This is a genomic window from Actinomadura vinacea (assembly GCF_039532545.1).
Taxonomy (GTDB): Bacteria; Actinomycetota; Actinomycetes; order Streptosporangiales; family Streptosporangiaceae; genus Spirillospora; species Spirillospora vinacea.
This window is the reverse complement of the sequence record NZ_BAAARW010000005.1, coordinates 172,862-196,032: the sequence shown is the minus strand read 5'-3', so window position 1 is coordinate 196,032 and position 23,171 is coordinate 172,862. Positions and strand designations below refer to the sequence as shown.

Below are 23,171 nucleotides of genomic sequence, written 5' to 3'. Positions count from 1 at the left end.
GGTGATATGCCCAGAATACGAGGCGGAACGATGGGACGAAAGCGAACGGCCAAGCGAGCACCGGTCAGGGGTCGTGTCCTCGTCCACCGTCATCCCCGTGCGTCCCGCTCGTCGCCTGTGTCACCGCCGCGCGCGCGCCGGACCAGCGCCGCCGGACGGACGGCTCCGCTGCCGAACCGGTGCGCGACCTGGTCAATCGCGCGTTCTGCCTCTCTCCAGCCGCTCTCGGGTTCGTCGAGGGCGAGCTGGCGGGGGGCCTGGTCGGAGGGGCCCAGATTCTCCACCCGGACACCCACCAGACGGAGTCGTACCCGCTCCAGCCCGGCGGCCTCGTACAGCTCGCAGGCTGTGACATAGATCACACGAGCGAGATCGGTGGGCTCGCGCAGCGTGCGCGCCCGTGTGATCGTTTTGAAATTCGCCATCCTCAGTTTGACGCTCACCGTGCGTCCGGCGTTCCCGCCGGCGCGCAGCCGGGCGCCGACCTTCTCGGCCAGCCGGAGCAGCTCGCGCCGGATGATCTCCGGGTCGTCGATGTCGGTGTCGAAGGTCTCCTCGGCCCCGATGCTCTTGTCGGGCGTGTGCGCGACGACCGAGCGCGGGTCGCGGCCCCACGACAGCTCGTGCAGATGGCTCCCCAGCGCGTTCCCCAGCTCCCGCTGAAGGGTCGCGAGCGGCACCTGGGCGAGCCGGCCCACCGTCCGCAGCCCCAGGCGGACCAGCGCCTCCTCGGTGCGCTCTCCAACGCCCCACAGCGCCGCCACGGGCAGCGGGTGGAGGAATTCCTCGACGCCGTCGGCGGGGACCACCAGCAGCCCGTCGGGCTTGCACCGGGTGGAGGCCAGCTTGGCGACGAACTTGTTGGCGGCGACCCCCACCGAGCAGGTGATGCCCTGCTGCTCGCGCACCTGCTCGCGGATGAGCCTGGCCACGGTGGCGGGCGGGCCCAGGCGCCGCCGCGCCCCGGCCACGTCCAGGAACGCCTCGTCCAGCGACAGCGGCTCGACCAGCGGGGTGACGGTGCGGAAGATCTCGAACACGGCGGCCGAGACCCGGGAGTACTTCTCGTGCCGGGGCGGCAGCACGACCGCGTGCGGGCACAGCCGCCGGGCCCGGCTCATCGGCATCGCCGAGTGGACCCCGTACTCGCGCGCCTCGTACGAGGCCGCCGACACCACCCCGCGGGCCCCCACACCGCCGACGACCACCGGCCGGCCGACCAGCTCGGGGCGCTCCAGCAGCTCGACGCTGACGAAGAAGGCGTCCATGTCGACGTGCAGGATCGGGCAGCCGGTGTCGTCGGCCAGCGGCCCCCGCGAAGGCCCAGGCCGATGCAACTGCTGCTTACGACTCACGCCCCGCCCCCGAGACCGGCCACAGCGGGCCCCAATCGTGGCGATCGCGTGCGAAGTCGGTTCCGAGCCTGCGAGGAACCGATCGCGAAGCGAGCCGCCAGGCGAGTTCGAAGCGATGCGGCGATCGCCGCGGCGCCGCGAAGGAGGGCGTCCAACGCCCGACGCCAAGGCGCCGCAAATCAAACACGGTCCGCGACCACGTGCAGCTGGGTGGCCAGCTCGCGCAGGACCGGGTGGACGGCGGCGACCGCCTCCAGCGCGATCAGCGACTCGGCGGCGTCCTGCTCGGCGTCCAGCGGCCCGCTGGGCACCAGATCGGCGAAGATCCGCACGCCGTGCAGCGCGCCGACCCGCAGCCCGGCGTTCTCCACCAGGGCCGACAGCGACTGGCGGGTGAACCGGCGCGGGGTGCGGTCGTGGTCGCCCCAGTGGCCGGCCGGGTCGGTCAGCGCCCGCCGCGCGTCGTCGAAGTGGCCGGCCACCGCGCGGTGCACCGCCGCCGCGACCTGGCCGGGGACCAGGGCGCTGACCGAGCCGCCGCGGCGCACCGTGGCGGTCAGCGCGGCCATGACCGCCGCCGGGTCGTCGACGTACTCCAGCACGCTGTGGCAGAGCACCAGGTCGGCGGCGTCCGGGCCGATCAGGTCGGGCAGGTCGACCGCGTCGCCCTGCACCGCCCGCACCGTGACGCCGGACTCGGCGGCGCGGCGCTCCAGGGCGGCCAGTGCGTCCAGGCTGGAGTCGACCACGGTCACCCGGTGCCCCAGTTCGGCCAGCGGCACCGCGAAACCGCCCGTGCCGCCGCCGACGTCGACGATGTCCCGGGGCCGGGCCCCGGGGTCGAGCCGGTCGAGGACCTTCCGCAACGCGTCCCACAGGACGGCGTTGCGCACCCCGCCGCCGGCCCAGGCGCGCCTTCCCGGTCGGGCGGCCACGGCCATCCCCCTAGCGTCGTGCTGCTCTGGCCTCTTCATTGCCCTCTGTCGCCCTCTTCATCCGCCCCCCACCCTAGCCAGCCGGGCCGCCCGCGGCCGGAGTTCGGGGGATCGCCTCCGGTGGTCAGCTCTCCAGGGAGAGGGAGGGTTTGAGCTGCTGGAGCCGGGACAGCAGGCCGTTGACGAACCGCGGGGACTCGTCGGTGGACAGGTCGGTCGCCAGCGCGACCGCCTCGCTCACCGCGACCCCGTCCGGGACCTCGTCCAGCCACAGCAGCTCGTAGGCGCCCATCCGCAGGATGTTGCGGTCGACCGCCGGCATCCGGTCCAGCGTCCAGCCGGTGGCGTAGGTGGCGATCAGTTCGTCGATCCGTTCGCGGTGCTCCTGGACGCCTTCGACCAGCCGGACCGCGTGCCCGTGCGCCGACAGCTCGTCCTGGTTGGGCCGGCCGCGCTGGGCCAGCACCGCCGTCGGCTCCTCCTCGCGGAGCTCGGCGGCGAACAGGATGTCGAGGGCCAGCCTGCGGGCCTTGGTTCTAGCGCTCATCTGCTCGGGTCCGCTCGCCCGCCGCCGCCATCAACCGCGGCCGAGGTAATCGCCGGAGCGGGTGTCGACCTTGACCTTCTCGCCGGTGGTGATGAACAGCGGCACGCTGATCTGCGCGCCGGTCTCCAGCGTGGCCGGCTTGGTGCCGCCGGTCGAGCGGTCGCCCTGCAGGCCCGGCTCGGTCTCGGTGACCTCCAGCACGACGGCGGCGGGCAGCTCGACGTAGAGCGGGTTCTCCTCGTTGAACGCGATCACCGCGTTCTGCTCGGGGAGCAGGTAGTTCGCGGCGTCGCCGACGACGCCGCCGGGGATGTGCGGCTGGTCGTAGGTCTCGGTGTCCATGAAGACGAAGTCCTCGCCCTCGCGGTAGAGGTACTGCATTTCGCGCTTGTCGACGCTGGCCACCTCGACCTTGGTGCCGGCGTTGAAGGTCTTGTCGACGACCTTGCCCGAGAGCACGTTCTTCAGCTTGGTGCGGACGAACGCGCCGCCCTTGCCGGGCTTGACGTGCTGGAACTCCAGGACGGTCCACAGCTGGCCGTCGAGTCTCAGCGTCATGCCGTTCTTGAGGTCGTTCGTCGTCGCCACAGCGTCCTCTCCTGTGCGGGACCCGCCCGCCTCGGTCGTTCTCTTCGGCTCGCTCGTGCCCACCGGTACGCCGGGACCGGCCCGCGCCCCGCCCTCTCAGAGGACGAGCAGGTCCTTGGTCGTCTCGGTGAGGAGCTCCGGTCCGCTCCCCCGGACGACCAGGGTGTCCTCGATGCGGACCCCGCCCCGGCCCGCGAGGTAGACCCCGGGCTCGGCGGTGATCGGAACTCGATCCATCAGCTTACCGGTCTTGTCGTACCCCATGAGCGGAGCCTCGTGGATCTCCAGGCCGACGCCGTGTCCGAGGCCGTGCGGGAAGTCCTCGCCGTGCCCGGCGTCCTCGATCACCTCGCGGGCGGCGGCGTCCACGGCCTTGGTCTCGGCCTCGGGCACGGCCGCGGCGATCCCGGCCAGCTGGGCGCGCAGCACCAGGTCGTAGAGGTCGCGCTGCCAGCCCGCGGGCTCGCCCAGCGCGACGGTGCGGGTCATGTCGGCGTGGTAGCCGCCGTACAGGGCGCCGAAGTCGAAGGTCACCAGGTCGCCGCGGGCCAGCTCGCGGTCGCCGGGACGGTGGTGCGGGATGGCGCCGTTGGGGCCGGAGGCGACGATGGTCTCGAACGCGGGCCGCTCGGCGCCGAGGTCGACCATGTGGCGTTCGAGGGCGATGGCGGCCTCGCGCTCGGTCGTCCCGGGCGCCAGGGCCGGGAGGAGGGCGGCGAAGGCGCGGTCGGAGATGGCGCAGGCCTGGCGCAGCAGCGCCAGCTCGTCCTCGTCCTTGACCAGGCGCTGCTCCTCGACCAGGCGGCCGGCGGGCCGGAGGTCCAGGCCGTCCTCGAGGGCGGCCAGGGCGGTGTGCTTCTCGACGGTGATCGCGTGCGCCTCGAACGCGAGCCGCCGCACGCCCGTCCCGGCGGCCCGGGTGGTGAGGGTCTCGGCGGTGGGCCGTTCGACGACCAGTTCCAGCTCGGGGCAGACGCGGCGGGCGGTGCCGGCGTAGCGGGAGTCGGTGCACAGCACGACGGCGCCGTCGGCGTGCACCAGGAGCGCGGCGTTGGAGCTGTCCAGGCCGGTCAGGTACCGGACGTTGACCAGCCGGGTGATCAGGACGGCGTCGGCGTCCGCGGCGGCGGCGACGCGTTCGGCGAGGGCGGCGCGGCGCCGCCGGTGCTGGTCGCTCATGGCCGAACTCTATTTCACCGGTGCGGACGGGCCCCCGCCGCGCCGCGCGGTGGAGGCCCGTGCCTCGTGGGCGTTCGGTCGGACGCGGGCGGCCTCAGACCTCGGCGGCCAGTTCCTTGACCCGCTCGATCAGGGCGAGGCGGCCCTTGTGGTCGCCGGCGATCGGGGTGACGTTCAGCGTGGTGACGCCGGACTCCTTGAGCGCGGCCAGCCGCTCCCGGACGTGCCCCTCGGGGCCGATGAGCGACATCTTCTCCAGCAGCTCCTGCGGGACCTTGGCGGCGGCCTCGTCCTTCTTGCCGTCCAGGTAGAGGTCCTGGATCTCCTCGGCCTCCTTCTCCCAGCCGTACCGGCGGCACAGGTCGTTGTAGAAGTTCTTGCCCTTGGCGCCCATGCCGCCGATGTAGAGCGCGGCCATCGGACGGCCGAACTCCAGGAAGCCCTGCACGTCGTCGCCGATGGCCAGCGGGGCCTGGCCGACGATGTCCAGCCCGCCCAGCGCGGGGTCGCGCCTGGCCCGTCCCGCGTCCAGGGCGGCCCCCCACACGTCGGCGGCCTTCTCCGGGACGTAGAAGATCGGCTGCCAGGCGTTGGCGATCTCGGCGGTCTGCTCGACGTTCTTGGGCCCGATCGCGGCGATCAGGATCGGGACGGCGGCCCGCACCGGATGGTTGATGATCTTCAGCGGCTTGCCGAGGCCGGTGCCCTGCCCCTCGGGCAGCGGCACGGTGTAGTGCTTGCCCTCGTACTGGAGCCGCTCGCGCCGCCACACCGTCCGGCAGATCTCGACGATCTCGCGGGTGCGGCCGAGCGGGGCGGTGTACGGCACGCCGTGGAAGCCCTCGATCACCTGCGGGCCGGACGCGCCGAGGCCGAGCGTGAACCGGCCCTCCGACACATAGTCCAGGCCCGCCGCGGTCATGGCCATCAGCGTGGGCGTGCGCGAGTAGATCTGCAGGATGCCGGACGCGATCTCCAGCCGTTCGGTCCTGGCGGCGATGTAGCCGAGCTGGCTCACCGCGTCGAAGCTGTACGCCTCGGCGACGAAGACGATGTCGAGGCCGGCCTTCTCGAAGTCGGCCAGCTCGTCGACGGTCTCCTTGAAGCCGCCCGCGTAGTTGAGGGCCATCCCGATGCGCATCCGGCATCCCTTCCACGAAACCGAATATGATTTCAGTTGAACGTAACGTAGTGCCCCGCCCCGAGTGAGGGGCGCCCCCCTGGCCGGTCAACCCAGGGCTGGACCGCGCAGCGCAGCCAGTACCGGACCGTACATTCCGGTGCGGATCCTGCCCATCGCCGTGCCGTTCTTGCCCGCCAGCGGGGCGGCCAGCCCGACCGCCGCGGGCAGCACCCCGGCCTCGTCGGCGGTCTCCGCCGCGATCCCGGCGGCCCGCGCCTGCTCGGCGGTGTACCGGCGGCCGGTGACCATGGCCTCGTGCGCGACGGCCGGGGACAGCCGGGCCTGGATCAGCGCGAACATCCCAGGCGAGAAACTCATCCCGAGATCCACCTCGGGCAGGCAGAAGTAGCCGCGGTCGGTGCGCATCACGGTGAAGTCGTGGGCGAGGGCGAGCATGGCGCCGGCCGCGAAGGCGTGGCCGTTCACCGCCGCGACGGTCGGCATCGGCAAGGCGAGCAGGCGCGCGTACAGCGCGTGCACCCGCCCGAGGTACTCCTCGAAGCGGTCCTGGTTGGCGCCGAGCCAGTCCAGGTCCAGGCCGTTGGAGTAGAACTTGCCGGTGCCGGTGGTCACCAGGGCGCCGGGCGGACCGGCCTTCTCGACCGTGTCCAGGGCCTCCTCCACCATGTCCAGGAAGCCGGGGCCGAACCGGTTCTCGCCGTCGTCGAACCGCAGGACGAACACGTCGCCGTCGCGCTGAAGGTCGATCACGCCATCTCCTTCGTCAGTGCCTGAACGAACCCTACTGGCCGGTAGCCGTGTTTGTATGACGAAGGTCATGGCCTAGGCAAGAGACATATGATGAATGTCATAATCGCCGCATGGGGTCCGACAGCCGGGAACGCATGGTGCGCAGCGCCGCCTACCTCTTCCGCGAGCGCGGCTACAGCGGTACGGGCTTCCGCGACGTCATCGCGCACAGCGGCGCCCCGCGCGGCTCGATCTACCACCACTTCCCCGGCGGCAAGGTGCAGCTGGCCGAGGAGGCGGTGCGCTACACCGGGGAGTTCCTCAACGCCGGCATCCAGGCGGCCGTGGAGGGCGGCGACGCCGCCTCGGCCGTCGACGCGTTCGTGGCCTGGTGGCGGCAGGTCCTGATCAAGAGCGGGTTCCGGGCCGGCTGCCCGGTCGTGGCGGTCACCGTGGAGTCCCACGAGGACGCCCCGCAGCTCGCCACCGCCACCTCCGCCGCGTTCGGCCGCTGGCAGGACACCCTGGCCACCGGCCTGGGCAACGCGGGCGTGCCGGACGAGCGCGCCGGCCGGCTCGCCACCCTCATCGTGTCCGCCGTGGAGGGCGCCACCATCCTGTGCCGCGCGCACCGCGACGTCGGCCCGCTGGACGAGGTCGTCACCGAGCTCAAGGCGCTGGCCCGCGCCGCCGCCGAAACCGGCGACACCTGAACGGCGTGTCAGCCGGTACGTGTCAGCCGGTACGTGTCAGCCGGTACGGTGCCGCTCGGCGACGATCTCGGCCACCGCCTGCAGCGCCAGGACGTACGACATGAACCCGAAACCGGCGATCGTCCCGGTCGCGACGCCCGCGACCACCGAGGTGTGCCGGAACTCCTCGCGCGTCGCCGGGTTGGAGATGTGCACCTCCACCAGCGGCGCCCGCAGCTGCGCCAGCGCGTCCCGCAGCGCGTAGGAGTAGTGCGTGAACGCCGCCGGGTTGAGCACGACCGGCAGCCGCTCGTCGGCCGCCTCGTGCACCCAGCGGATCATCTCGGCCTCGTCGTCGGTCTGCCGCACCTCGACCTGGAGGTCGAGGCGGCGCCCGGTGTCGCGGCACAGGGCGGTGAGGTCCTCGAACGACTCGGAGCCGTACACGTCCGGCTCCCGCACCCCCAGCCGCCGCAGGTTCGGCCCGTTCAGCACCAGCACTCGGTTCATGCGCCCCGCCCGTTCATCGCCGCCCGGTCACCGGGCGATCCGCTTGTAGGCGGCCTCGAGGAGCTCTTCGGCGGGCCCTTCGAGCCGGCCCGGCTTGGCCAGGCCGTCCAGGACCACGAAGCGCAGCGTCGACCCGCGCGACTTCTTGTCGATGGTCATGGTGGCGCGCAGCGCGGGCCAGGCCTCGGCGCCGTAGGCCACCGGCAGGCCGGTGGCGGCCAGCACCGAGCGGTGCCGGGCGACCACGTCCGCGGACAGCCGGCCGGCGAGGGCGGCCAGCTCGGCGGCGTAGACCATGCCGATCGCGACCGCGTGGCCGTGCCGGAAGCGGTAGTCCTCGGCCTTCTCGATCGCGTGCGCGAGGGTGTGGCCGTAGTTGAGGATCTCCCGCAGCCCGGCCTCCTTCAGGTCGGCGGAGACGACCTCGGCCTTCACCCGGACGGCGCGCTCGATCAGCTCCAGGGTGTGCGGGCCGGACGGGGTCGCGGCGCCCTCGGGGTCGTCCTCGACCAGGTCGAGGATGGCGGGGTCGGCGATGAACCCGGCCTTGATGATCTCGGCCAGCCCGCTGACGTAGTCCTCGCGGGGCATGGTCATCAGCGTGGTGACGTCGCACAGCACCCCGCCCGGCGGGTGGAAGGCGCCGACCAGGTTCTTGCCCTCGGGGATGTTGATGCCGGTCTTGCCGCCGACCGCGGCGTCGACCATGCCGAGCAGCGTGGTCGGGACGAGGACGGCGCGCACCCCGCGCAGCCACGTCGCGGCGGCGAACCCGGCCAGGTCGGTGGTGGCGCCGCCGCCGACGCCCACGACCGCGTCGGAGCGGGTCATGCCGAACTCGGCGAAGCTCGACCACAGGCCCGCCAGGACGTGGACCTCCTTGGCCGCCTCCCCGGTCGGGACGGCCAGCGCGTGGACCCGGTAGCCGGCCTTCTCCAGCGCCGCCTCCAGCGGGCGGGCCACCTGCGTCACGCCCGCGTCGTGGACGACCGCGACCGTGCGGACGCCCGGCCCGAGCAGGCGGGGCAGCTCGCCGAGCACGCCCGCCCCGATCACCACGTCGTACGGGGCGGCGCCCTCGACCCGGATGGTGCGGACGGTCATGCCAGCTCCTTGACGATCTCGTCGACGATCTCCTCGGGGGCGCGGCCGTCGGTGTCGACGTGCAGCGTGCCGAGCCGCTCGTAGACCGGCAGCCGCTCCTCCAGCAGCTTGCGCAACTGGCTGCGCGGGTTGAAGACCAGCAGCGGCCGGGCCGAGGCGAGACCGACCCGCTTGACCGCCTCCGACAGCCCCACCCGCAGGTAGACCACCGTGTGCCCGGCCAGCAGTTCCTGCGTCTCGGCCGCGAGGACGGCGCCGCCGCCCAGCGCCAGCACGCCCTCGTGCTCGGCGAGCGCGGCGCGGACGGCCCGGTGCTCCATCTCCCGGAACCGCTCCTCGCCGTCGTCGATGAAGATCTCGCCGATCGGCTTGCCGGCGGCCGCCTCGACGTCGGTGTCGGTGTCGCGCAGTGCCAGGCCGAGCCGCCCGGCCAGCGCCGTGCCGACCGTGGTCTTGCCCGAGCCGGGCGGGCCGATCAGGACCGCCTTGGGTTTCACCATGGTGTCCGCGCCCTCCTACTTGACGGCCAGTGAGGACAGGTAGCCGCGCAGGTTGCGGGCCGTCTCCTCGGCCGAGTCGCCGCCGAACTTCTCCAGCGCGGCGTCGGCCAGCACCAGCGCCACCATCGCCTCGGCCACCACCCCGGCGGCGGGCACGGCGGTCACGTCGCTGCGCTGGTTGATGGCCTTGGCCGGCTCGCCGGTGCGCACGTCGATGGTGTCGAGGCGGCGCGGCACGGTGGAGATCGGCTTCATCCCGGCGCGCACCCGCAGCACCTCGCCGGTGGTCATGCCGCCTTCGACGCCGCCCGCCCGGTTGGTGCGGCGGCGGATCCCCTCGGGGGTGCCGTCGATCTCGTCGTGCGCGGCCGAGCCGCGGCGGCGCGCGGTGGTGAAGCCGTCGCCCAGCTCCACGCCCTTGATCGCCTGGACGCCCATGAGGGCGCCGGCCAGCCGGGAGTCGAGCCGGCGGTCCCAGTGCACGTGGCTGCCCAGGCCGGGCGGCAGGCCGTAGGCGAGCACCTCGACCACCCCGCCCAGGGTGTCGCCGGCCCGCTTGACCTCGTCGACGTGCGCGACCATCGCGGCGGCCGCGTCAGGGTCGAAGCAGCGCACCGGGTCGGCGTCGACGGCGGCGAGGTCGGACGGCTCGGGCAGCGTGCCGTCGGGCACGGCGACCTCGCCGAGCGCGATCACGTGGCTGAGGATCTCGACGCCGAGCGCCTGCCGCAGGAACTGCCTGGCGACCTCGCCGAGCGCGACGCGGGCCGCGGTCTCGCGGGCGCTGGCCCGCTCCAGGACGGGCCGGGCGTCGTCGAAGCCGTACTTCTGGATGCCGACCAGGTCGGCGTGGCCGGGCCGCGGCTGGGTGAGCGGGGCGTTGCGGGCTTGGGCCTCCAGCACCTCGGCGTCGACCGGGTCGGGCGACATGACCGTCTCCCACTTGGGCCACTCGCTGTTGCCGACCTCGATCGCGACCGGGCCGCCGAGCGTCACGCCGTGGCGCACCCCGCCGATGATCGTGACCTCGTCCTGCTCGAACTTCATCCGGGCGCCCCGCCCGTGCCCGAGCCGGCGGCGGCGCAGGGCCTCGACGATGTCGTCCGAGGTCACGCGCACGCCGGCCGGGACGCCCTCCACAATGGCGGTCAGGGCCCGGCCATGGGACTCCCCCGCGGTCAACCAGCGCAGCATGGGGCCAATCCTCCCATCTCCCGGGCCCTTTCCGTGCACGGGGCCGCTCAGCCCGCGCCCTTGAGCCCGGACAGATCGGCGAGGGCCTCGGAGACCGCGACCGCGAGCGACACCGGGAGCGGAGGGGACAGCCGGGCCCGGCGGTCCTCAGCGGTGCCGGTGCCGATCCCCTCTGCCTCGATCGCGACGCGCGCCAAGAGCTGCTCGGGTTCCGCGGCGACGTCGCCGAGGTAGATGCCCGGGTCGAGTTCGGCCTCCATGTACAGGCGGCCTGGCAGGCCCAAGACCATCCGGGTCTGGACGCCGTGGTCGTCCGCCTCCAGGACCCAGCCGCGCCGGGCCAGGCCCAGGACCGCGCCGGAGGCGACCGTGACGCCCTCGAACCGTTCCAGCCGGCCGTTCTCCCGCTCCGCCTCGGTGAGGGCCTCGATGGGACGGCCGAGCTGCGGGAACGGCTGGAGGATCTCGTAGTCGGCCAGCACCTCCGCCCACGCCTCGGCCGCCTCGCCCAGCAGCAGCGGATGCGGGATCAGCACGCGCGCCGACTCCGGGAGCGTGAACGGCTCGTCGTCCACGTCGGCGAACGTGCGGTCCTCGGCGATCCGGAAAGCGGCGGAACGGTCGCCGTCCTCGCTGAACCACACCAGCCGCCGCGCGATGTGCCAGGTCAGGGGGTGCTCGACGAAGAATCTCCGGAAGTCCGAAGGGGTCCAGCACCGCCCGTCCAGCATGGCGGTCTCCAAACGCTGGATCTGGTCGGTGGCGATCGAGCGGACGTCCTTCTTCAGCTCGGCGAACCGCTTGTAAGCGGCGGGCGCCAGCTCGGGGTCGTCGTTCTTGCCCGGCTTGGGCAGCGACAACCGGGGCTCGCCGTCCTCGCCGCTCACGACCGGTTTGAGCCGCTCGTCGAAGCCCACCGTGAACCGGCGCGGGCCGTAGTCGAGGACGAGGGTGCCGGCGGAATCCAGGCCGAGGTCCGGGACGAGCCGGTCCGCCAGTTCCGCGGCCGTCAGCCCGAGCCCCTCGGCGATCTCCCCGATCTTCTTCCGGGCCTGGTCGCGGAGCCCGCCGAACTTCACCCGCTGGGCGATGCCGTGCAGGTGCATGAGGGCGACCTCGGTGCCGATCTCGGCCAGCACGTCCAGCCCCTTGACCGCCTTGGCGTGCCCGGACTCCCCCGGCCAGGCGCGGATCAGCGGGGCCAGGCGGCGGACGGCGCCGTCGTCGCCGAGCCGCCCGAGCGCGGTCAGCGCCCAGCCGTCGGCGGCGGGCGCGCCGATCCACTGCCAGCGCTCGAACAGCGACCAGGCGAACTCGGCGAGCGACTCCGGATCGCACGCCTCGCGGACCCGGGCGACCCCCGGGTAGGGCTCGCCCGGTTTGGACAGCGCGAGCATCGTCATCAGGTGGCGGGTCGCCTCGGCGGGCAGCGCGCGGTCGCGGCCGCGCAGCAGGACCTGCGGGAGCACCGCCGGATCCGCCCAGTCGCCGATCTTCGGCGGCTTGGCGGCGAGGAGCTCCAGCGGGTCGATCTCCAGCGCGGCCTGGACGGCCTCCGCCGCCGTGTCGCCGTGCGCCGCCCGGGCCGCCTCGGCGACGGCGCCGGCGCTGTGCGTCCCGGCGAGCAGGCGCAGCGCGGCCTCGGCGTCGCGGCGCAGGCGGGCCGCCCTGCCGACGGCGGCGGGGACCAGCGGCGGCACGGCGTCCAGGCCGTGCCGGTCGAACCAGGCGAGGGCGTGCGGACGGGCGTCCTTCGGCTTGGTCAGGCAGGCGGCCATGAACGCGGCGACCTCGGCGTCCAGGAACGGCAGCACCTGGCCTTCCTGGTCGGCGGGGTACTTCTGCGCCCCCTTGAGCATGATCGTCTTCATGGCGGGACCGAAGCGGGCGACGAGGGGCCGCCACCAGTCGCCGTATGTCGTCAGCGGCTTGCCCTCGGCCCAGACCTCCAAGAGGGGGCGCACCAGGTCGTCGGGCCCCGCCGCGAGGAGGCCGACCTGGCGGTCGAAGGCGAGATTGCCCGACCGGAACCGCAGGGCCAGCCCTTGGAGGTCGGCATGCGGTTCGGGACGCGTGCAGTTCCGGCTGTCGGTGGCCGCCCACTCCTCCTGTTCGCCGGGCACCCAGCGCATCGTGCACTCGGCGGGCGCCTTCAGGCCCTTGATGACGACCGGTTCGCGCTCGCGCGTCCAGGGCGGCTCGGCGAGCAGAGGCGGCACCTCCCCGGCCGGGGCGTCCGGGACGCGCTCCACGGCCGCCGCGATCTCCCTGGCCGCGGCGGGCAGGTCTCCGGACGCGGCGAGTCCGGGGTGCTTCCGCAGGTGCACCTTGAGCATCTCAGTGGCCAACGCCGCCTTCCGGGACGCGCCCGCCGTCGCCGGGGCCAGGACGCGGACGGCTCGCACCGGGAACCGGTCCATCGCCGTGAGCAGCGCGGCCTGGGCGGGCTGGTAATCGATGTGGTCCACGATGGCGGCGAACGCCTCGTCCAGCGGCAGCACGCCGAGGGCGTCCAGCACCTCCGCGTGCCCGGCGGGCGCCATGCCCTCCGGGTAGGGGGCGAAGGCGGCCGTGAGCACGGGCACGGCTGCGGCGCGCATGCCATCGGCCATGGTGACGAAGTAGCCCTGCCAGCAGTCCTGGTAGTCCAGGCGGAGCCGGTCACCGAGCAGTTCGACGTGGCGGGGCGTGCTCAGCGAGGCCAGCAGGAGCCCGGGCCGCGCCGCGCAGCACTCGTCGACCCAGTCCCCGCGGGTCGGGACGAGGTAGGAGACGACCACGCGCTGCGAGTGCGTAGAGCGCGTCTCCGCCAGGAGCTTCTCGGCGGCGGCGTACTCGTCGTCGCCGCAGACCGCCAGGAGCGACCGGACGTCGTGCAGCGCCGCGGTGTCCGGCACGCAGCCGCCCTCGGAGCGCCTGCCCAGGCCTGGGGACAGCGACATGCCGGTGATCTCGGCGAGCGCGCACGCCGCGAAGGCCGGGCCGTGCTCCTCCACCCAGCCGTGCGCGAACCGCCGCTCGGCCTCGTTGGCGTCGTCCCGCTTGGAGCACACGATCAGGGCCACGACCGCCGCGCCGCAGGGGTCGGGCCCGCCGCCCAGATGGCGCCGGGCCCGGTCGACGAGGGCCGGGTCGCTCCTGGAGTCGCCCAGGACCTCCTCGATCCGCTCACCCTTGCGCTCCACGAGCCGGGCGATCCGGCCGGCCGCGCCCTCCTCGATCTCCACGGGCGGGCCGGGCGTCCCGCCGCGCCGCGGATGCAGGTCGGCCAGGAGGCGGTCCGGCAGGGTCAGGACGTCCTCGTCCGGGGCCACGTGATCCACCATGGTCATGCGTTTTCACCTTTCGTCGCGCGGATCGGGCGGGCGAGTTCCGCCGCCCGCTCCCGGGCCGCCTTCTTGATCGCGTCGTGCGGGCTCGTCCGCGCGAGGTCGTCCAGCCGCGCCCGCGCCTCGGCGGTGCCGATGCCGGCGATCGCGTCCAGCGCCTTGACCGCGCGAGCCCGGGTGCCCCGGTCCGCCCAGCCGGGGACCAGCTCGGCCAGGTCGCGGGCGGTGCGGTCGTCGCCGAGCCGGCCGAGCGCGGTCAGCGCCCAGGCGTCGCCGTGCAGGAACAGCGCCCACCCGAGGTCGGCGAGGGAACGCCGGTCGCAGGCGTCCCGGACGGCCTCCAGCCCCTCGTGCGGCTTCTTGGCCAGCGCGATGAGCCGTCTGGTCGCATCGGCGGGCAGGGCTTCTCCGCCGCCCTTGAGCAGCACCTGCGGCAGTGCGTCCGGATCGGCGTACGCGGGAAGCCGCGGAGCCTTGCCCGGCCCCGTCAGCACCTCCGGCACCCGCTCGGCGGGCGCTTCCGGGAGACGCGGGGACGGGGGCGGTCCGGACAGCTCGGGATGCGCCTTGAGGTGCGCGTGCAGCAGCCCGGCCGCGAGGAAGGCGCTCGGCGACCCGCTCGCCGCGACCTTGGACAGCACCCGGACGGCACGCACGGGGAAGCGCTCCATCGCGGCGAGCATGTGCTTGCGCGCGTGCTCCCGCTCGTACCGCTCCAGCAGCAGCTCGAACGCCTCGTCACTGGGCAGCAGGGAGATCAGCTCGACCAGCCCCTCCCGCCAGAGCTTGTAGACCTTCAGCCGGTCCCAGGCGTCGACCAGGACGGGGGCGATGGCCGGGCCGACGCCGTCGGCCATCGTGGCGCGCAGCCCGAACGAGAACGGCCCGAAGTCCGACTCCTCCAGGCGCCAGCCGCCGAGCAGTTCGAGCTGCCGCGGGGTGCCGAGCGAGGCCCACAGCAGGTCGCGGTACTTGCCCTCGCCGTAACGGTCGTCCGCGGGCGGTTCGGCGCAGCACTCGTCCACCCAGTCGTGCCGGGTGGGGACCAGGTAGGAGACGATCAGCCGCATGACCCGGGTCCGGCGGTGGGCGGCCAGCCGTTCCACGGCCCGCTCGTACTCGTCCTCGCCGCAGAACGCCAGCAGGCCCCGGACGCGGCGCAGGGACCACGGCTGCAGGTTGGGGGTGGCATCGGCGGGCAGCGGTCTCAGGTCGTTCAGTGAGTAGGCGACCGCGCTCTTCTCCGCGAACGCGCACGCGGCGAAGGCGGGCCCGCGGGCCGCGATCCAGCCGTCGGTGAAGATCCGCGCGGTGTCGTACTTGCCCGTGCGGACCCGGTCGACCGCCATCAGGATCGCCCCCGCCCCGGCCGGGTCGTCCTCGCCTGCGAGGTAGGCCCGCGCGTGGCCGACCAGGGCGGGGCGGCTGGTGCGGGCCGACAGGACCCGCTCGATGTGGTCGCGGTGCTCCTCGATCAGCTTCGCCAGGACGTCGGCGGCGCCGGGGTCGACGGTCTCGCCGGGCGCGACCTTGCCCTCGGCCCTGCCGGTGATGCCCGGCCCCGGGGGGAGCACGCCGCCGCGACGCGTATGCAGGTCCTCGCGCAGCGACTCGGGAAGCTCCAGGACATCCTCGTCCGGAGGAAAGTGATCATCCATGGCGGTTCACCGTAGGGCACCCCTACGACGGACCGCCGTGCGATCAGGCGATCTGGGGCCAGTCCAGGACGCCGCCGACCAGGTCGCGGACCGAGGCCAGGAAGCCGAGGCGGTTGGCGCGCAGCGCCGGGTCGTCGGCCATCACCATCACGTCGTCGAAGTACTGGTCGATCGGGTGCGCCAGCGGCAGCGCGGCCTCGGTGAACTCCGGCAGCGGCGCCCGTTCCGGCAGCGCCTCCCGGACCTGCGTGAACACCTCGTGCAGCCGCCGCTCGGCCGCCTCCTGGAACAGGTCGGGGTCGTAACCGGCGGCGGTGCCCTCCGGGACGATCCGCAGCACCCGCTGCAGCGCGGCGGTGAGCCTCAGGAAGCGCTCGTCGTTGACGAGTTTGCCCAGGTCGGCCGCCGCCCGCTCGGCGTACGCGGGCGACCCGGCGTGCGGCAGGACGGCCCGCACGACCGCGATCGGGTGGCCGTCGTCCAGCAGCGCCTGCTCCAGGCGGCGGGCGACGAAGCGGGCGGCCTCGGCGGCGGCCTCCCCGGTCACCTCGACGGGCTGGTGGCGCGCCGCGACCGCCAGCCCGTCCTCGACGGTCAGCGCGCCGAGCCGGTCGGTGCCGCGCAGGATCGCGGTGAGGCCCAGGGCGGCGCGGCGCAGCCCGAACGGGTCGGAGCTGCCGCTGGGCACCGAGCCGACCGCGAACAGCCCGGCGAGCAGGTCCAGCCGGTCGGCCAGGGCGAGCAGCGCGCCCGGCACGCCGGACGGCAGCGCGTCGCCGGCCGACCGGGGCAGCTCCATGTCGTACAGGGCCTGCGCGACGGCCTCGTCCTCGCCGGCGCGGCGGGCGTACTCGCGGGCCATCGTCCCGGACAGCCCGGACAGCTCGATCACCATGGACGAGGCGAGGTCGAACTTGGCCAGCTCACCGGCCCGCCGCAGCACGGCCGCCTCCGCCTCGCCCAGCTCGATCCGCTCCGCCAGGCCGGCGGCGATCGCGCGGATCCGGCCGGCCCGGTCGGCCATCGAGCCGAGCTTCTCGGTGAAGGTGAGCCGGTCCAGGCCGCGCCCGATCTCCTCGGGCGTGCTGCGCAGGTCCTGCTGGAAGAAGAACGCCGCGTCCTCATAGCGGGCGCGCAGCACGGCCTCGTTGCCCGCGCGCACGGCGATGTGGTCGCAGTCGCCGTTGGCCACGGTCACGAAGTACGGCAGCAGCCGGCCGGCGCCGCCGGCCTCGCGGACCGGCAGGTAGCGCTGGTGCTTCTTCATGACGGTGGTGAGGATCTCCTCCGGCAGCTCCAGGTAGGAGTCGTCGAACGAGCCGAGGATCGGCACCGGCTCCTCGACCAGGTTGACGATCTCCTCCACCAGCGAGCGCTCGCCCGGGAAGTCGATCGCGCCGCCCGCGCCCCCGGCCAGCGTCCCGGCCGTCTCGACGATCTGGGAGCGGCGCCGTTCCACCGCGGGTTCGATGCCGTGCGCGCGCAGCGCGGGCACCAGCGCGCCCGCGTCCGGGATCGACACGTCGGAGGTGGTGGCGGTGCGGTGGACGTGGGTGATGCGCCCCGCCTGCATCCCGGCCACCTCGAACGGCACCTCGTACTCGTCCAGCAGCGCCAGCAGCCAGCGGATCGGGCGGGCGAACGACAGGCCGGGCGCGTTCCACCGCATGTTCTTCTCGGCGCGCAGGCCCTCGACGATCCGCGGCAGCAGCTCGGCCAGCACCCGCGCCGCCGGGCGGCCCTTGATCGGCCGGATGAGCCCGGCGTACTCGCCGCCGCCGACGCTGACCGTGCCGACCTCGGCGGGGTCGACGCCCTGGCCGCGCGCGAAGCCCTGGAGCGCCTTGGTCGGGTTGCCCTCCGCGTCGAAGGCGGCCGACAGCCGCGGGCCCTTGACGACCTGCTCGGTGTCGGGCTCGTGCGGTTCGACGCCCTGGACCGTCACGATGACGCGGCGCGGGGTGGCGTAGCCGTGCACCTCGTGGCCGTCGCCGAGCAGCCCGGCCTCCTCCAGCCCCGCGGTCAGCTCGGCGGCGACGTGGTCGAGGGTGCGGCCGACCTCGTGCGGCGGCAGCTCCTCCACCCCGATCTCCAGGGCGAAGATGCCCGGCGCGAAGATCTCCGGGTAGAGCACCGCGGCCGGATCGAACGGCTCGGCGGGACGGGTCGAGACGTCGCCCAGCGGATGCTCCAGCTCCGCGCGGCGCTCCACCCACAGCCCGGCGACGTCGTGCGCGAGCCGCCGCATCCGGGCGAACGCGCGGGCCCGCTCGGTGGTGCCGATCGCGCCGCGCGCGTCCAGCACGTTGAACGCCTGCGAGCACTTGAGCACGTAGGAGTGCGCGGGCACGGGCAGCCGGGCGTCCAGCATGCGCCGCGCCTCGGCCGCGTACGCCTCGAACAGCTCCCGGACGGTGCCGATGTCGGCGTCGTCGAGGTAGTAGCGGCTCATCTCGTACTCGGCCTGCCCGAACGCCTCGCCGTAGCTGATCCCCGGGGCGTAGACGATGTCCTTGAAGTGGGACACGCCCTGGAGCGCCATGATGATGCGCTCCATCCCGTAGGTGAGCTCGACCGCGACGGGGTCGAGGGTGAGCCCGCCGGACTGCTGGAAGTAGGTGAACTGGGTGATCTCCAGGCCGTCCAGCCACACCTCCCAGCCCAGACCCCAGGCGCCCAGCGCGGGCGAGGCCCAGTCGTCCTCGACGAACCGGACGTCGTGGGCGCGCAGGTCGATGCCGAGGGCCTCCAGGCTGCCGAGATAGAGCTGCTGGGCGTCGCCGGGCTCGGGTTTGAGGATCACCTGGAACTGGGTGTGGGTCTGGAGCCGGTTGGGGTTGTCGCCGTAGCGGGCGTCGTCGGGGCGGACGCTCGGCTCCACGTAGGCGACCCGCCACGGCTCCGGGCCGAGCACCCGCAATGCCGTGGCCGGGTTGAGGGTGCCCGCGCCGACCTCCGTGTTCATCGGCTGGGTGATGAGGCAACCGTGCCCCGCCCAGTGGTCGGTGAGCCGGATCAGGGCATCCTGCATGGTCAGCACGGGGCGTCGTCTCCTACACGGCATGCGGCTAAGGGTCTGAGGCCAGCCTACGGGGGTCGGTGGCGGGCCCGTCTAGCCCGCGTGGACGAGGACGCCGATCAGGGCCCCGGCCAGCATGAACGGGCCGTACGGCAGCTCGGACCCGCGGCCCGCCCGGCGCAGCGCCAGCAGCGTCACGGCGAACAGCCCGCCCAGCACGAACATCGCGAGCACGCCGAGCATCCAGGCGTCGTAGCCGAGCCAGCCCAGGTACAGCCCGAGCACGCCCGCCAGCTTGACGTCCCCCAGGCCCATCTTTCCGGGCACGGCGAACCACTGGACGGCGAACACCAGCCACAGCACGGCCAGGCCGATCAGCGCGTACAGCAGCCGCGCCGCACCGCCGGACGTGAACGGCGAGGCGGCGCCCAGCAGTACCGCCCGGCACCGTAGAGAGGCAGGGTGAGCGGATCGGGCAGCCGCCGGAGCGCCACGTCGACGGCGGCCAGCGCCGTGCCGGCGACCCCGAGGACAAGGAAGGCGGGCAGGTCGGCCCGCGGGCCGATCCGCCAGGTCAGCAGCGCCAGGACGGCCGCGGCCGCGAGCGCCACCGGCAGCGGGCGGCGCCGGAGCGGCGCGGTCCAGTCGGCCCGCAACGACCACGCCGACTCCACGGGGGTGTCCACGGCGCGGGTCAGCGGCGGACGACGGAGAGTTCGACACCGCCGACGACCCGGCCGCGCAGCAGCTCGGCGAGCCGGTCGGACACCCGCTGGACGGCGGCCCGCTCGTCATGGCCGGGCCGCACCGAGAACCGGATCGACAGCTCGGCCGCGGTGCCCTCCGACAGCCGCACGCCGGTGACCGCCTCCTCCGCGCCGAACGCGGCCTCGACCGCCGCCATGACCTCCGGGTCCTCGTGCGGCGGCGGGATGGTGCGGCCCTCGGCGAGCAGGTGCAGCCGCAGCCCCTCCACCGCGAACGGCACCGGGCCGGCCACGTCGACCACCAGGGCGTGCGCGCCCTCGTCGAGCGCGGCCAGGCAGGCCTGCCGGGCGTGCACCGCCACCGGGCGGGCGTCGGGCCGCCACGCCTTCATCGTCTCCGCGGAGGTGAAGCCGAGCACCCCGCGCCGACCGTCCGCACCGATCAGGGTGGGCAGCGCCATGTCGCTGGACTTCTCGCGGCGCAGCTCCCCCGGGGCGACGTCCTCCTCTTCGGTCAGGACGGCCACGACCGGGACCAGCAGCCGCGCGTCGTGCAGCCGGTTGATCACGCCGTGCGCGCCGACGCGGCCCGCCGCGTATCCGGCGAGCGCCTCGCGCAGCCGCGGATCGGCGCCGCCGTCGTCCGCGGGGAACTGAGGTTCGGGAATGGTCAGTCCGGGCACCCGACGAGGTTATACCTCCGGTCGCCGCGCCCGCCCCAGACTACCGATACTCTTCGCGACGATCTCGTGACGACACGTAACGATGTGGCCGCGCGAGCGCTCACGGCTCGACGATCGCGGCGACCGTCCCGCCGCCGGACGGGCCCTGGTGGACGGCCGCGACCGACACGAACACGGCCGGGTCGCCGGTGACCGAGGCCGCGACGCCGCCGACGCACGCCTTGATCTGGCGGTGCCAGTGCACGTCGGAATCGTCCAGCATGATGTTGCGGCGGCCCCGCACCGACCCGCCCGGGTCGGCCTCGCACTTGATGAACGCGTTGACCAGCCGTCCGCCCAGGTCGTCGGGGTGCGGGCGGTCGGGCAGGGCGAGGCCGGCGGAGCGGATCGCCGACCAGATGCCGTCGGCGTCCAGCGCGTCGCGCATCACGCCGTGCCCGGCCCGGTAGCGGCCGCCGATGCCGCGCACGTTGCCGACCAGGACGATCTGCGCCCGGTCCAGCTCGACCCCCGAGGAGCAGGAGGCCACCGAGGAGTACAGCGACAGGTCGCGGTGGATCCGCCCGGCCTCGGGCATCTCGATCTCGCCCAGCGCGACCGCGATGCCGAGCGCGGTGGTGGAGTTGGAGATGTCCATCGACTTGAGCGTGTCCTCGGTGACGACGTCGCGGCCCCGGGACCTGGCGTCGTTGATGGTGTCGAGGGTGAGCAGCGGCGTCTTGGTCTGCACGTAGTGCACGTCGGCCGGATCGTCGATCCCTGCGGTCTTCATGGCCGCGCGCACGCCCGCCGCGACCGTCTCCACCATCGCGGGACGGCCGATGTCCTCGGGCAGGATGACCTCGCTCATCGCCACCCCGACCGACAGCCGCGGCTCGTCCGAGGCCGGGACCGAGGCGGGGTCGGCGGTGGCGAACACGGTGGCGTGCGGGCTCAGCACCCCGTCGGTGCCGCCCGACCACACCAGCGGCACGCCCGCGACCTCCGCGGCGGTACGGGTCCCCCGCGCGGTCAGCACCTCGCGGAACGCCCGGTCGGCCAGCAGCCGGGTGTAGTCGTTGACGCCGCCGTTGCCCTCGGTCTTGCCGACCACCGCCAGCACCCGGTCGGCCGCCAGCACGCCGCCGTCGATCAGCCGGGCCAGCCCGGAGGCGTCGGTCACGCTCTCGATGGGGATCTTGCGTACTTCGATCGGATCGGGCACGTCCACTACTCCTCGATGATCGTTCCGGCCTTGCCGTGCGCGGCGTCGGTGATGCGGTCCAGGGAGGCGATCGCCGCGCGCCGCCGGGGGGCCGACGCGACGAAGCGCAGCACGGCCTCCACCTTCGGGCCCATGCTGCCGCCCGCGAAGTGCCCGGCGGCCGCCAGCGTGCGCAGCTCGGCCGCGGTCGTCCGGCGCAGCGGGCGCTCCCGCGGCGTCCCGTACCCGGCCATGACGTGCTCCACGTCGGTGGCGATGACCAGGGTGCCCGCGCCCAGCCGGCGGGCCAGCAGCTCGGCCGCCAGGTCCTTGTCGACCACGGCCTCCACGCCGTGCAGCGAGCCGTCCGCGGCGCGCACCACCGGCACGCCCCCGCCCCCGGCGGCGACCACCACGTGCCCGGCCTCCAGCAGCGCGGCCGCCGCGCCGGCGTCCAGGATCTCCAGCGGCTCCGGCGAGGCGACCACCCGCCGCCAGCCGCGCGCGCCGAACGACCGCCACGACTGGCCCAGCGCCATGAACCGCTCGGCCTCCTCCCGGGGGAAGTAGCGGCCGACCGGCTTGACCGGGTCGGTGAACCCGCGGTCGGCGGCGTCCACCAGGGTGCGGGTGAGCACCGCCGACACCGGGCGGGACGCGCCGCGGGCGGCCAGCGCACGCTCCAGCGCGTTCATGATCAGCACCCCGATGGTGCCCTGCGTCTGCGCTCCGCACCAGTCCAGCGGCACCGGCGGCACCACGTGCGCGGCCACCTGGTTCTTGATCAGCAGGTTGCCGACCTGCGGGCCGTTGCCATGCGTCAGCGCGACCCGGGCGCCCGCCGCGACGAGGTCGGCGACCCGTTCCATGGCCCGCCCGACCGCGGCCGCCTGCGCGTCCGGCGCGGCACTGCCGTCCGGCCCGGTCATCGCGTTGCCGCCCAACGCGATCAGAACCGGCCCGACCGCTCCCCCGGCGTCCCTGTTCACGGGCCGACCGTACCCAGGGCCGCCGAGCACACTCACCGGCGAAAAACGCCCAACCGGAGCCGAGGTTTCGGCACGTCACGCTCACATCGAACGGGTATGTACGACGAATCGGGCATCCTGGTCGGGTCGCGCCGTTACACTCCCGGCGTGCAACCGACGACCGCCGCCCCACCCGTCCCGAGCGGCCGCTCGGCGCTGGACGCCTGGCGCGAGCTCGACCGCGGCACGCGAGGCGCGCTGATGCGCGGCGACCGGGCGCCCGACCCGACGACCGCCGTGATCGCCGTGGGGTACGCCCGCGCGGAGCTGGGCCGCCCGTACTGGCGGCGGGCCTGGCCGGCGCTGGCCGTGGCCGCCGGCTGGGCGGTCGCGGTGGTGATCGTCACCATGTCGGTCGCGCCGGACGTGTCGTTCGGCTGGGGCAGCCGCGCCAACCTGGCCGCCGCCGGGCCCGTGGCGCCCGCCGTCCTGCTCTACATCCTGTGGCTGCGGCGGCGGTCGCTGGCCTGGCACCGGATGGAGAGCCTGCACGCCGCGGCGCTGTGGGTCACCGAGCACTCGGCCCCCTCACCCGCCGTCGCGCCCTCGGCCGCGGAGACCACCGTGCGGTACGACCTCTCCGTGCTGCGCCGCCAGTACGTCCTGCTCGTGACGATCCTGGTCCTGGGCGTGGCGTTCATCTCGGCCTGGGATCCGGTCGTCGGGCTCGGCGTCGCGGCGTTCTCCGGCGGCCTCGTCACGCTGAGCGTCGTGCTGACGATGCGCTGGGGGAAGCCGCACCTGCCCGCCCTCCACGTGCGGGCCGACGGCATCGAGCTGCCGGCGTCGGAGACGCGGGTGGCGTGGCACGAGTTCACCGAGATCCGCGTCGCGCCCTTCCGCGCCTTCGGCCTGGCCGGCAAGAAGGGCCGGGCGAGCCAGGTCGTGGTGTTCGTCGCCGCCGACCCGGAGGCGCTGATCTCCCGGCTGAAGCCCCGGCCGGCCAAGCGCGCCCGCACTTCCCTGCGGGCCTACGGCGGCCCGGTGTCGGTCGCGGACCTCGCCCTCGACCGTCCGGCGGCCGAGATCGCCGCGGCGGCGTCGGCGCTGAGCGGCCTGCCCCTACGGCGGTTCGGGCCCTGAGCCC

At 74.1% G+C, this 23,171-nt stretch carries 21 protein-coding genes; 2 read left to right on the top strand and 19 right to left on the bottom strand.

Features of this window, described 5'->3' with window-relative positions:
- Positions 1-89: 89 nt before the first annotated feature.
- From ABD340_RS07495 to ABD340_RS07465, 7 genes are all read right to left on the bottom strand, one after another.
- Positions 90-1,355, bottom strand: a complete 1,266-nt coding sequence (locus tag ABD340_RS07495) for a DNA polymerase IV (protein ID WP_344587837.1) — start codon at positions 1,353-1,355, stop codon at positions 90-92.
- A 179-nt stretch (positions 1,356-1,534) separates the two neighbouring features.
- Positions 1,535-2,296 carry a methyltransferase domain-containing protein gene (locus tag ABD340_RS07490; RefSeq protein WP_344587836.1) on the bottom strand — a complete coding sequence of 254 codons (762 nt, stop codon included), beginning with the start codon at positions 2,294-2,296 and terminating at the stop codon, positions 1,535-1,537.
- A 118-nt stretch (positions 2,297-2,414) separates the two neighbouring features.
- Positions 2,415-2,837: a transcription antitermination factor NusB gene (gene nusB, locus ABD340_RS07485; protein ID WP_344587835.1), complete on the bottom strand. Its 423-nt coding sequence runs from the start codon at positions 2,835-2,837 to the stop codon at positions 2,415-2,417.
- A gap of 30 nt (positions 2,838-2,867) precedes the next feature.
- On the bottom strand, positions 2,868-3,425 hold the full coding sequence (gene efp / locus ABD340_RS07480) for an elongation factor P (protein WP_344587834.1): 558 nt from the start codon (positions 3,423-3,425) through the stop codon (positions 2,868-2,870).
- 96 nt (positions 3,426-3,521) lie between these two features.
- Positions 3,522-4,604, bottom strand: coding sequence for a M24 family metallopeptidase (locus ABD340_RS07475; RefSeq protein WP_344587833.1), 1,083 nt, complete (start codon positions 4,602-4,604; stop codon positions 3,522-3,524).
- 94 nt (positions 4,605-4,698) lie between these two features.
- Positions 4,699-5,745, bottom strand: coding sequence for an LLM class F420-dependent oxidoreductase (locus ABD340_RS07470; protein WP_344587832.1), 1,047 nt, complete (start codon positions 5,743-5,745; stop codon positions 4,699-4,701).
- Between the two features lie 87 nt (positions 5,746-5,832).
- The gene (locus ABD340_RS07465) at positions 5,833-6,498 is read right to left on the bottom strand and encodes an enoyl-CoA hydratase-related protein (protein ID WP_344587831.1); all 666 of its coding nucleotides are present in this window, start codon (positions 6,496-6,498) and stop codon (positions 5,833-5,835) included.
- Between the two features lie 110 nt (positions 6,499-6,608).
- On the opposite strand from ABD340_RS07465, the gene ABD340_RS07460 reads away from it, so the two are divergent.
- The gene (locus ABD340_RS07460) at positions 6,609-7,190 is read left to right on the top strand and encodes a TetR/AcrR family transcriptional regulator (protein ID WP_344587830.1); all 582 of its coding nucleotides are present in this window, start codon (positions 6,609-6,611) and stop codon (positions 7,188-7,190) included.
- A gap of 36 nt (positions 7,191-7,226) precedes the next feature.
- Here ABD340_RS07460 and aroQ read toward each other — a convergent pair whose 3' ends face one another.
- The 12 genes from aroQ to ABD340_RS07400 form a co-directional block, all read right to left on the bottom strand.
- Positions 7,227-7,679 (bottom strand): type II 3-dehydroquinate dehydratase, encoded by a 453-nt coding sequence (gene aroQ / locus ABD340_RS07455; protein WP_344587829.1) that lies wholly within the window; start codon positions 7,677-7,679, stop codon positions 7,227-7,229.
- Positions 7,680-7,706: 27 nt separating this feature from the next.
- Complete coding sequence (gene aroB / locus ABD340_RS07450; protein WP_344587828.1) at positions 7,707-8,783, bottom strand: 3-dehydroquinate synthase; 1,077 nt, start codon at positions 8,781-8,783, stop codon at positions 7,707-7,709.
- On the bottom strand, positions 8,780-9,283 hold the full coding sequence (locus ABD340_RS07445; protein WP_344587827.1) for a shikimate kinase: 504 nt from the start codon (positions 9,281-9,283) through the stop codon (positions 8,780-8,782). The genes aroB and ABD340_RS07445 overlap by 4 nt, the downstream gene beginning before the upstream one ends.
- 15 nt (positions 9,284-9,298) lie before the next feature.
- On the bottom strand, positions 9,299-10,477 hold the full coding sequence (aroC, locus tag ABD340_RS07440; protein ID WP_344587826.1) for a chorismate synthase: 1,179 nt from the start codon (positions 10,475-10,477) through the stop codon (positions 9,299-9,301).
- A 47-nt stretch (positions 10,478-10,524) separates the two neighbouring features.
- The gene (locus ABD340_RS07435) at positions 10,525-13,809 is read right to left on the bottom strand and encodes a DUF4132 domain-containing protein (protein ID WP_344587825.1); all 3,285 of its coding nucleotides are present in this window, start codon (positions 13,807-13,809) and stop codon (positions 10,525-10,527) included.
- Positions 13,806-15,464, bottom strand: a complete 1,659-nt coding sequence (locus ABD340_RS07430) for an acetyl-CoA carboxylase biotin carboxylase subunit family protein (protein ID WP_344587824.1) — start codon at positions 15,462-15,464, stop codon at positions 13,806-13,808. The genes ABD340_RS07435 and ABD340_RS07430 overlap by 4 nt, the downstream gene beginning before the upstream one ends.
- Positions 15,465-15,507: 43 nt before the next feature.
- The gene (locus tag ABD340_RS07425; protein ID WP_344588086.1) at positions 15,508-18,495 is read right to left on the bottom strand and encodes a glycine--tRNA ligase; all 2,988 of its coding nucleotides are present in this window, start codon (positions 18,493-18,495) and stop codon (positions 15,508-15,510) included.
- 81 nt (positions 18,496-18,576) lie between these two features.
- Complete coding sequence (locus ABD340_RS07420) at positions 18,577-18,846, bottom strand: A24 family peptidase (RefSeq protein ID WP_344587823.1); 270 nt, start codon at positions 18,844-18,846, stop codon at positions 18,577-18,579.
- An 11-nt stretch (positions 18,847-18,857) separates the two neighbouring features.
- Positions 18,858-19,169, bottom strand: coding sequence for a hypothetical protein (locus ABD340_RS07415; protein WP_344587822.1), 312 nt, complete (start codon positions 19,167-19,169; stop codon positions 18,858-18,860).
- An 8-nt stretch (positions 19,170-19,177) separates the two neighbouring features.
- A complete protein-coding gene (locus ABD340_RS07410; protein WP_344587821.1) occupies positions 19,178-19,873 on the bottom strand; it encodes an SseB family protein in 696 nt (231 codons plus the stop codon).
- 100 nt (positions 19,874-19,973) lie between these two features.
- Positions 19,974-21,077 (bottom strand): barbiturase, encoded by a 1,104-nt coding sequence (bar, locus tag ABD340_RS07405; RefSeq protein WP_344587820.1) that lies wholly within the window; start codon positions 21,075-21,077, stop codon positions 19,974-19,976.
- Between the two features lie 5 nt (positions 21,078-21,082).
- The gene (locus ABD340_RS07400; protein ID WP_344587819.1) at positions 21,083-22,045 is read right to left on the bottom strand and encodes a carbamate kinase; all 963 of its coding nucleotides are present in this window, start codon (positions 22,043-22,045) and stop codon (positions 21,083-21,085) included.
- Positions 22,046-22,192: 147 nt separating this feature from the next.
- Here ABD340_RS07400 and ABD340_RS07395 point away from each other — a divergent pair, with 147 nt between their 5' ends.
- A complete protein-coding gene (locus ABD340_RS07395; protein ID WP_344587818.1) occupies positions 22,193-23,167 on the top strand; it encodes a hypothetical protein in 975 nt (324 codons plus the stop codon).
- Positions 23,168-23,171 lie beyond the last annotated feature (4 nt).

Excerpts from the sequence above, each read along its gene's own strand:
- ABD340_RS07470 (WP_344587832.1), bottom strand. The coding sequence starts at position 5,745 with ATGCGCATCGGGATGGCCCTCAACTACGCGGGCGGCTTCAAGGAGACC.
- ABD340_RS07460 (WP_344587830.1), top strand. The coding sequence starts at position 6,609 with ATGGGGTCCGACAGCCGGGAACGCATGGTGCGCAGCGCCGCCTACCTC.
- aroQ (WP_344587829.1), bottom strand. The coding sequence starts at position 7,679 with ATGAACCGAGTGCTGGTGCTGAACGGGCCGAACCTGCGGCGGCTGGGG.
- ABD340_RS07475 (WP_344587833.1), bottom strand. The coding sequence starts at position 4,604 with ATGAGCGACCAGCACCGGCGGCGCCGCGCCGCCCTCGCCGAACGCGTC.
- aroB (WP_344587828.1), bottom strand. The coding sequence starts at position 8,783 with ATGACCGTCCGCACCATCCGGGTCGAGGGCGCCGCCCCGTACGACGTG.
- ABD340_RS07430 (WP_344587824.1), bottom strand. The coding sequence starts at position 15,464 with ATGGATGATCACTTTCCTCCGGACGAGGATGTCCTGGAGCTTCCCGAG.
- nusB (WP_344587835.1), bottom strand. The coding sequence starts at position 2,837 with ATGAGCGCTAGAACCAAGGCCCGCAGGCTGGCCCTCGACATCCTGTTC.
- ABD340_RS07435 (WP_344587825.1), bottom strand. The coding sequence starts at position 13,809 with ATGACCATGGTGGATCACGTGGCCCCGGACGAGGACGTCCTGACCCTG.
- aroC (WP_344587826.1), bottom strand. The coding sequence starts at position 10,477 with ATGCTGCGCTGGTTGACCGCGGGGGAGTCCCATGGCCGGGCCCTGACC.
- ABD340_RS07445 (WP_344587827.1), bottom strand. The coding sequence starts at position 9,283 with ATGGTGAAACCCAAGGCGGTCCTGATCGGCCCGCCCGGCTCGGGCAAG.
- ABD340_RS07490 (WP_344587836.1), bottom strand. The coding sequence starts at position 2,296 with ATGGCCGTGGCCGCCCGACCGGGAAGGCGCGCCTGGGCCGGCGGCGGG.
- ABD340_RS07425 (WP_344588086.1), bottom strand. The coding sequence starts at position 18,495 with ATGCAGGATGCCCTGATCCGGCTCACCGACCACTGGGCGGGGCACGGT.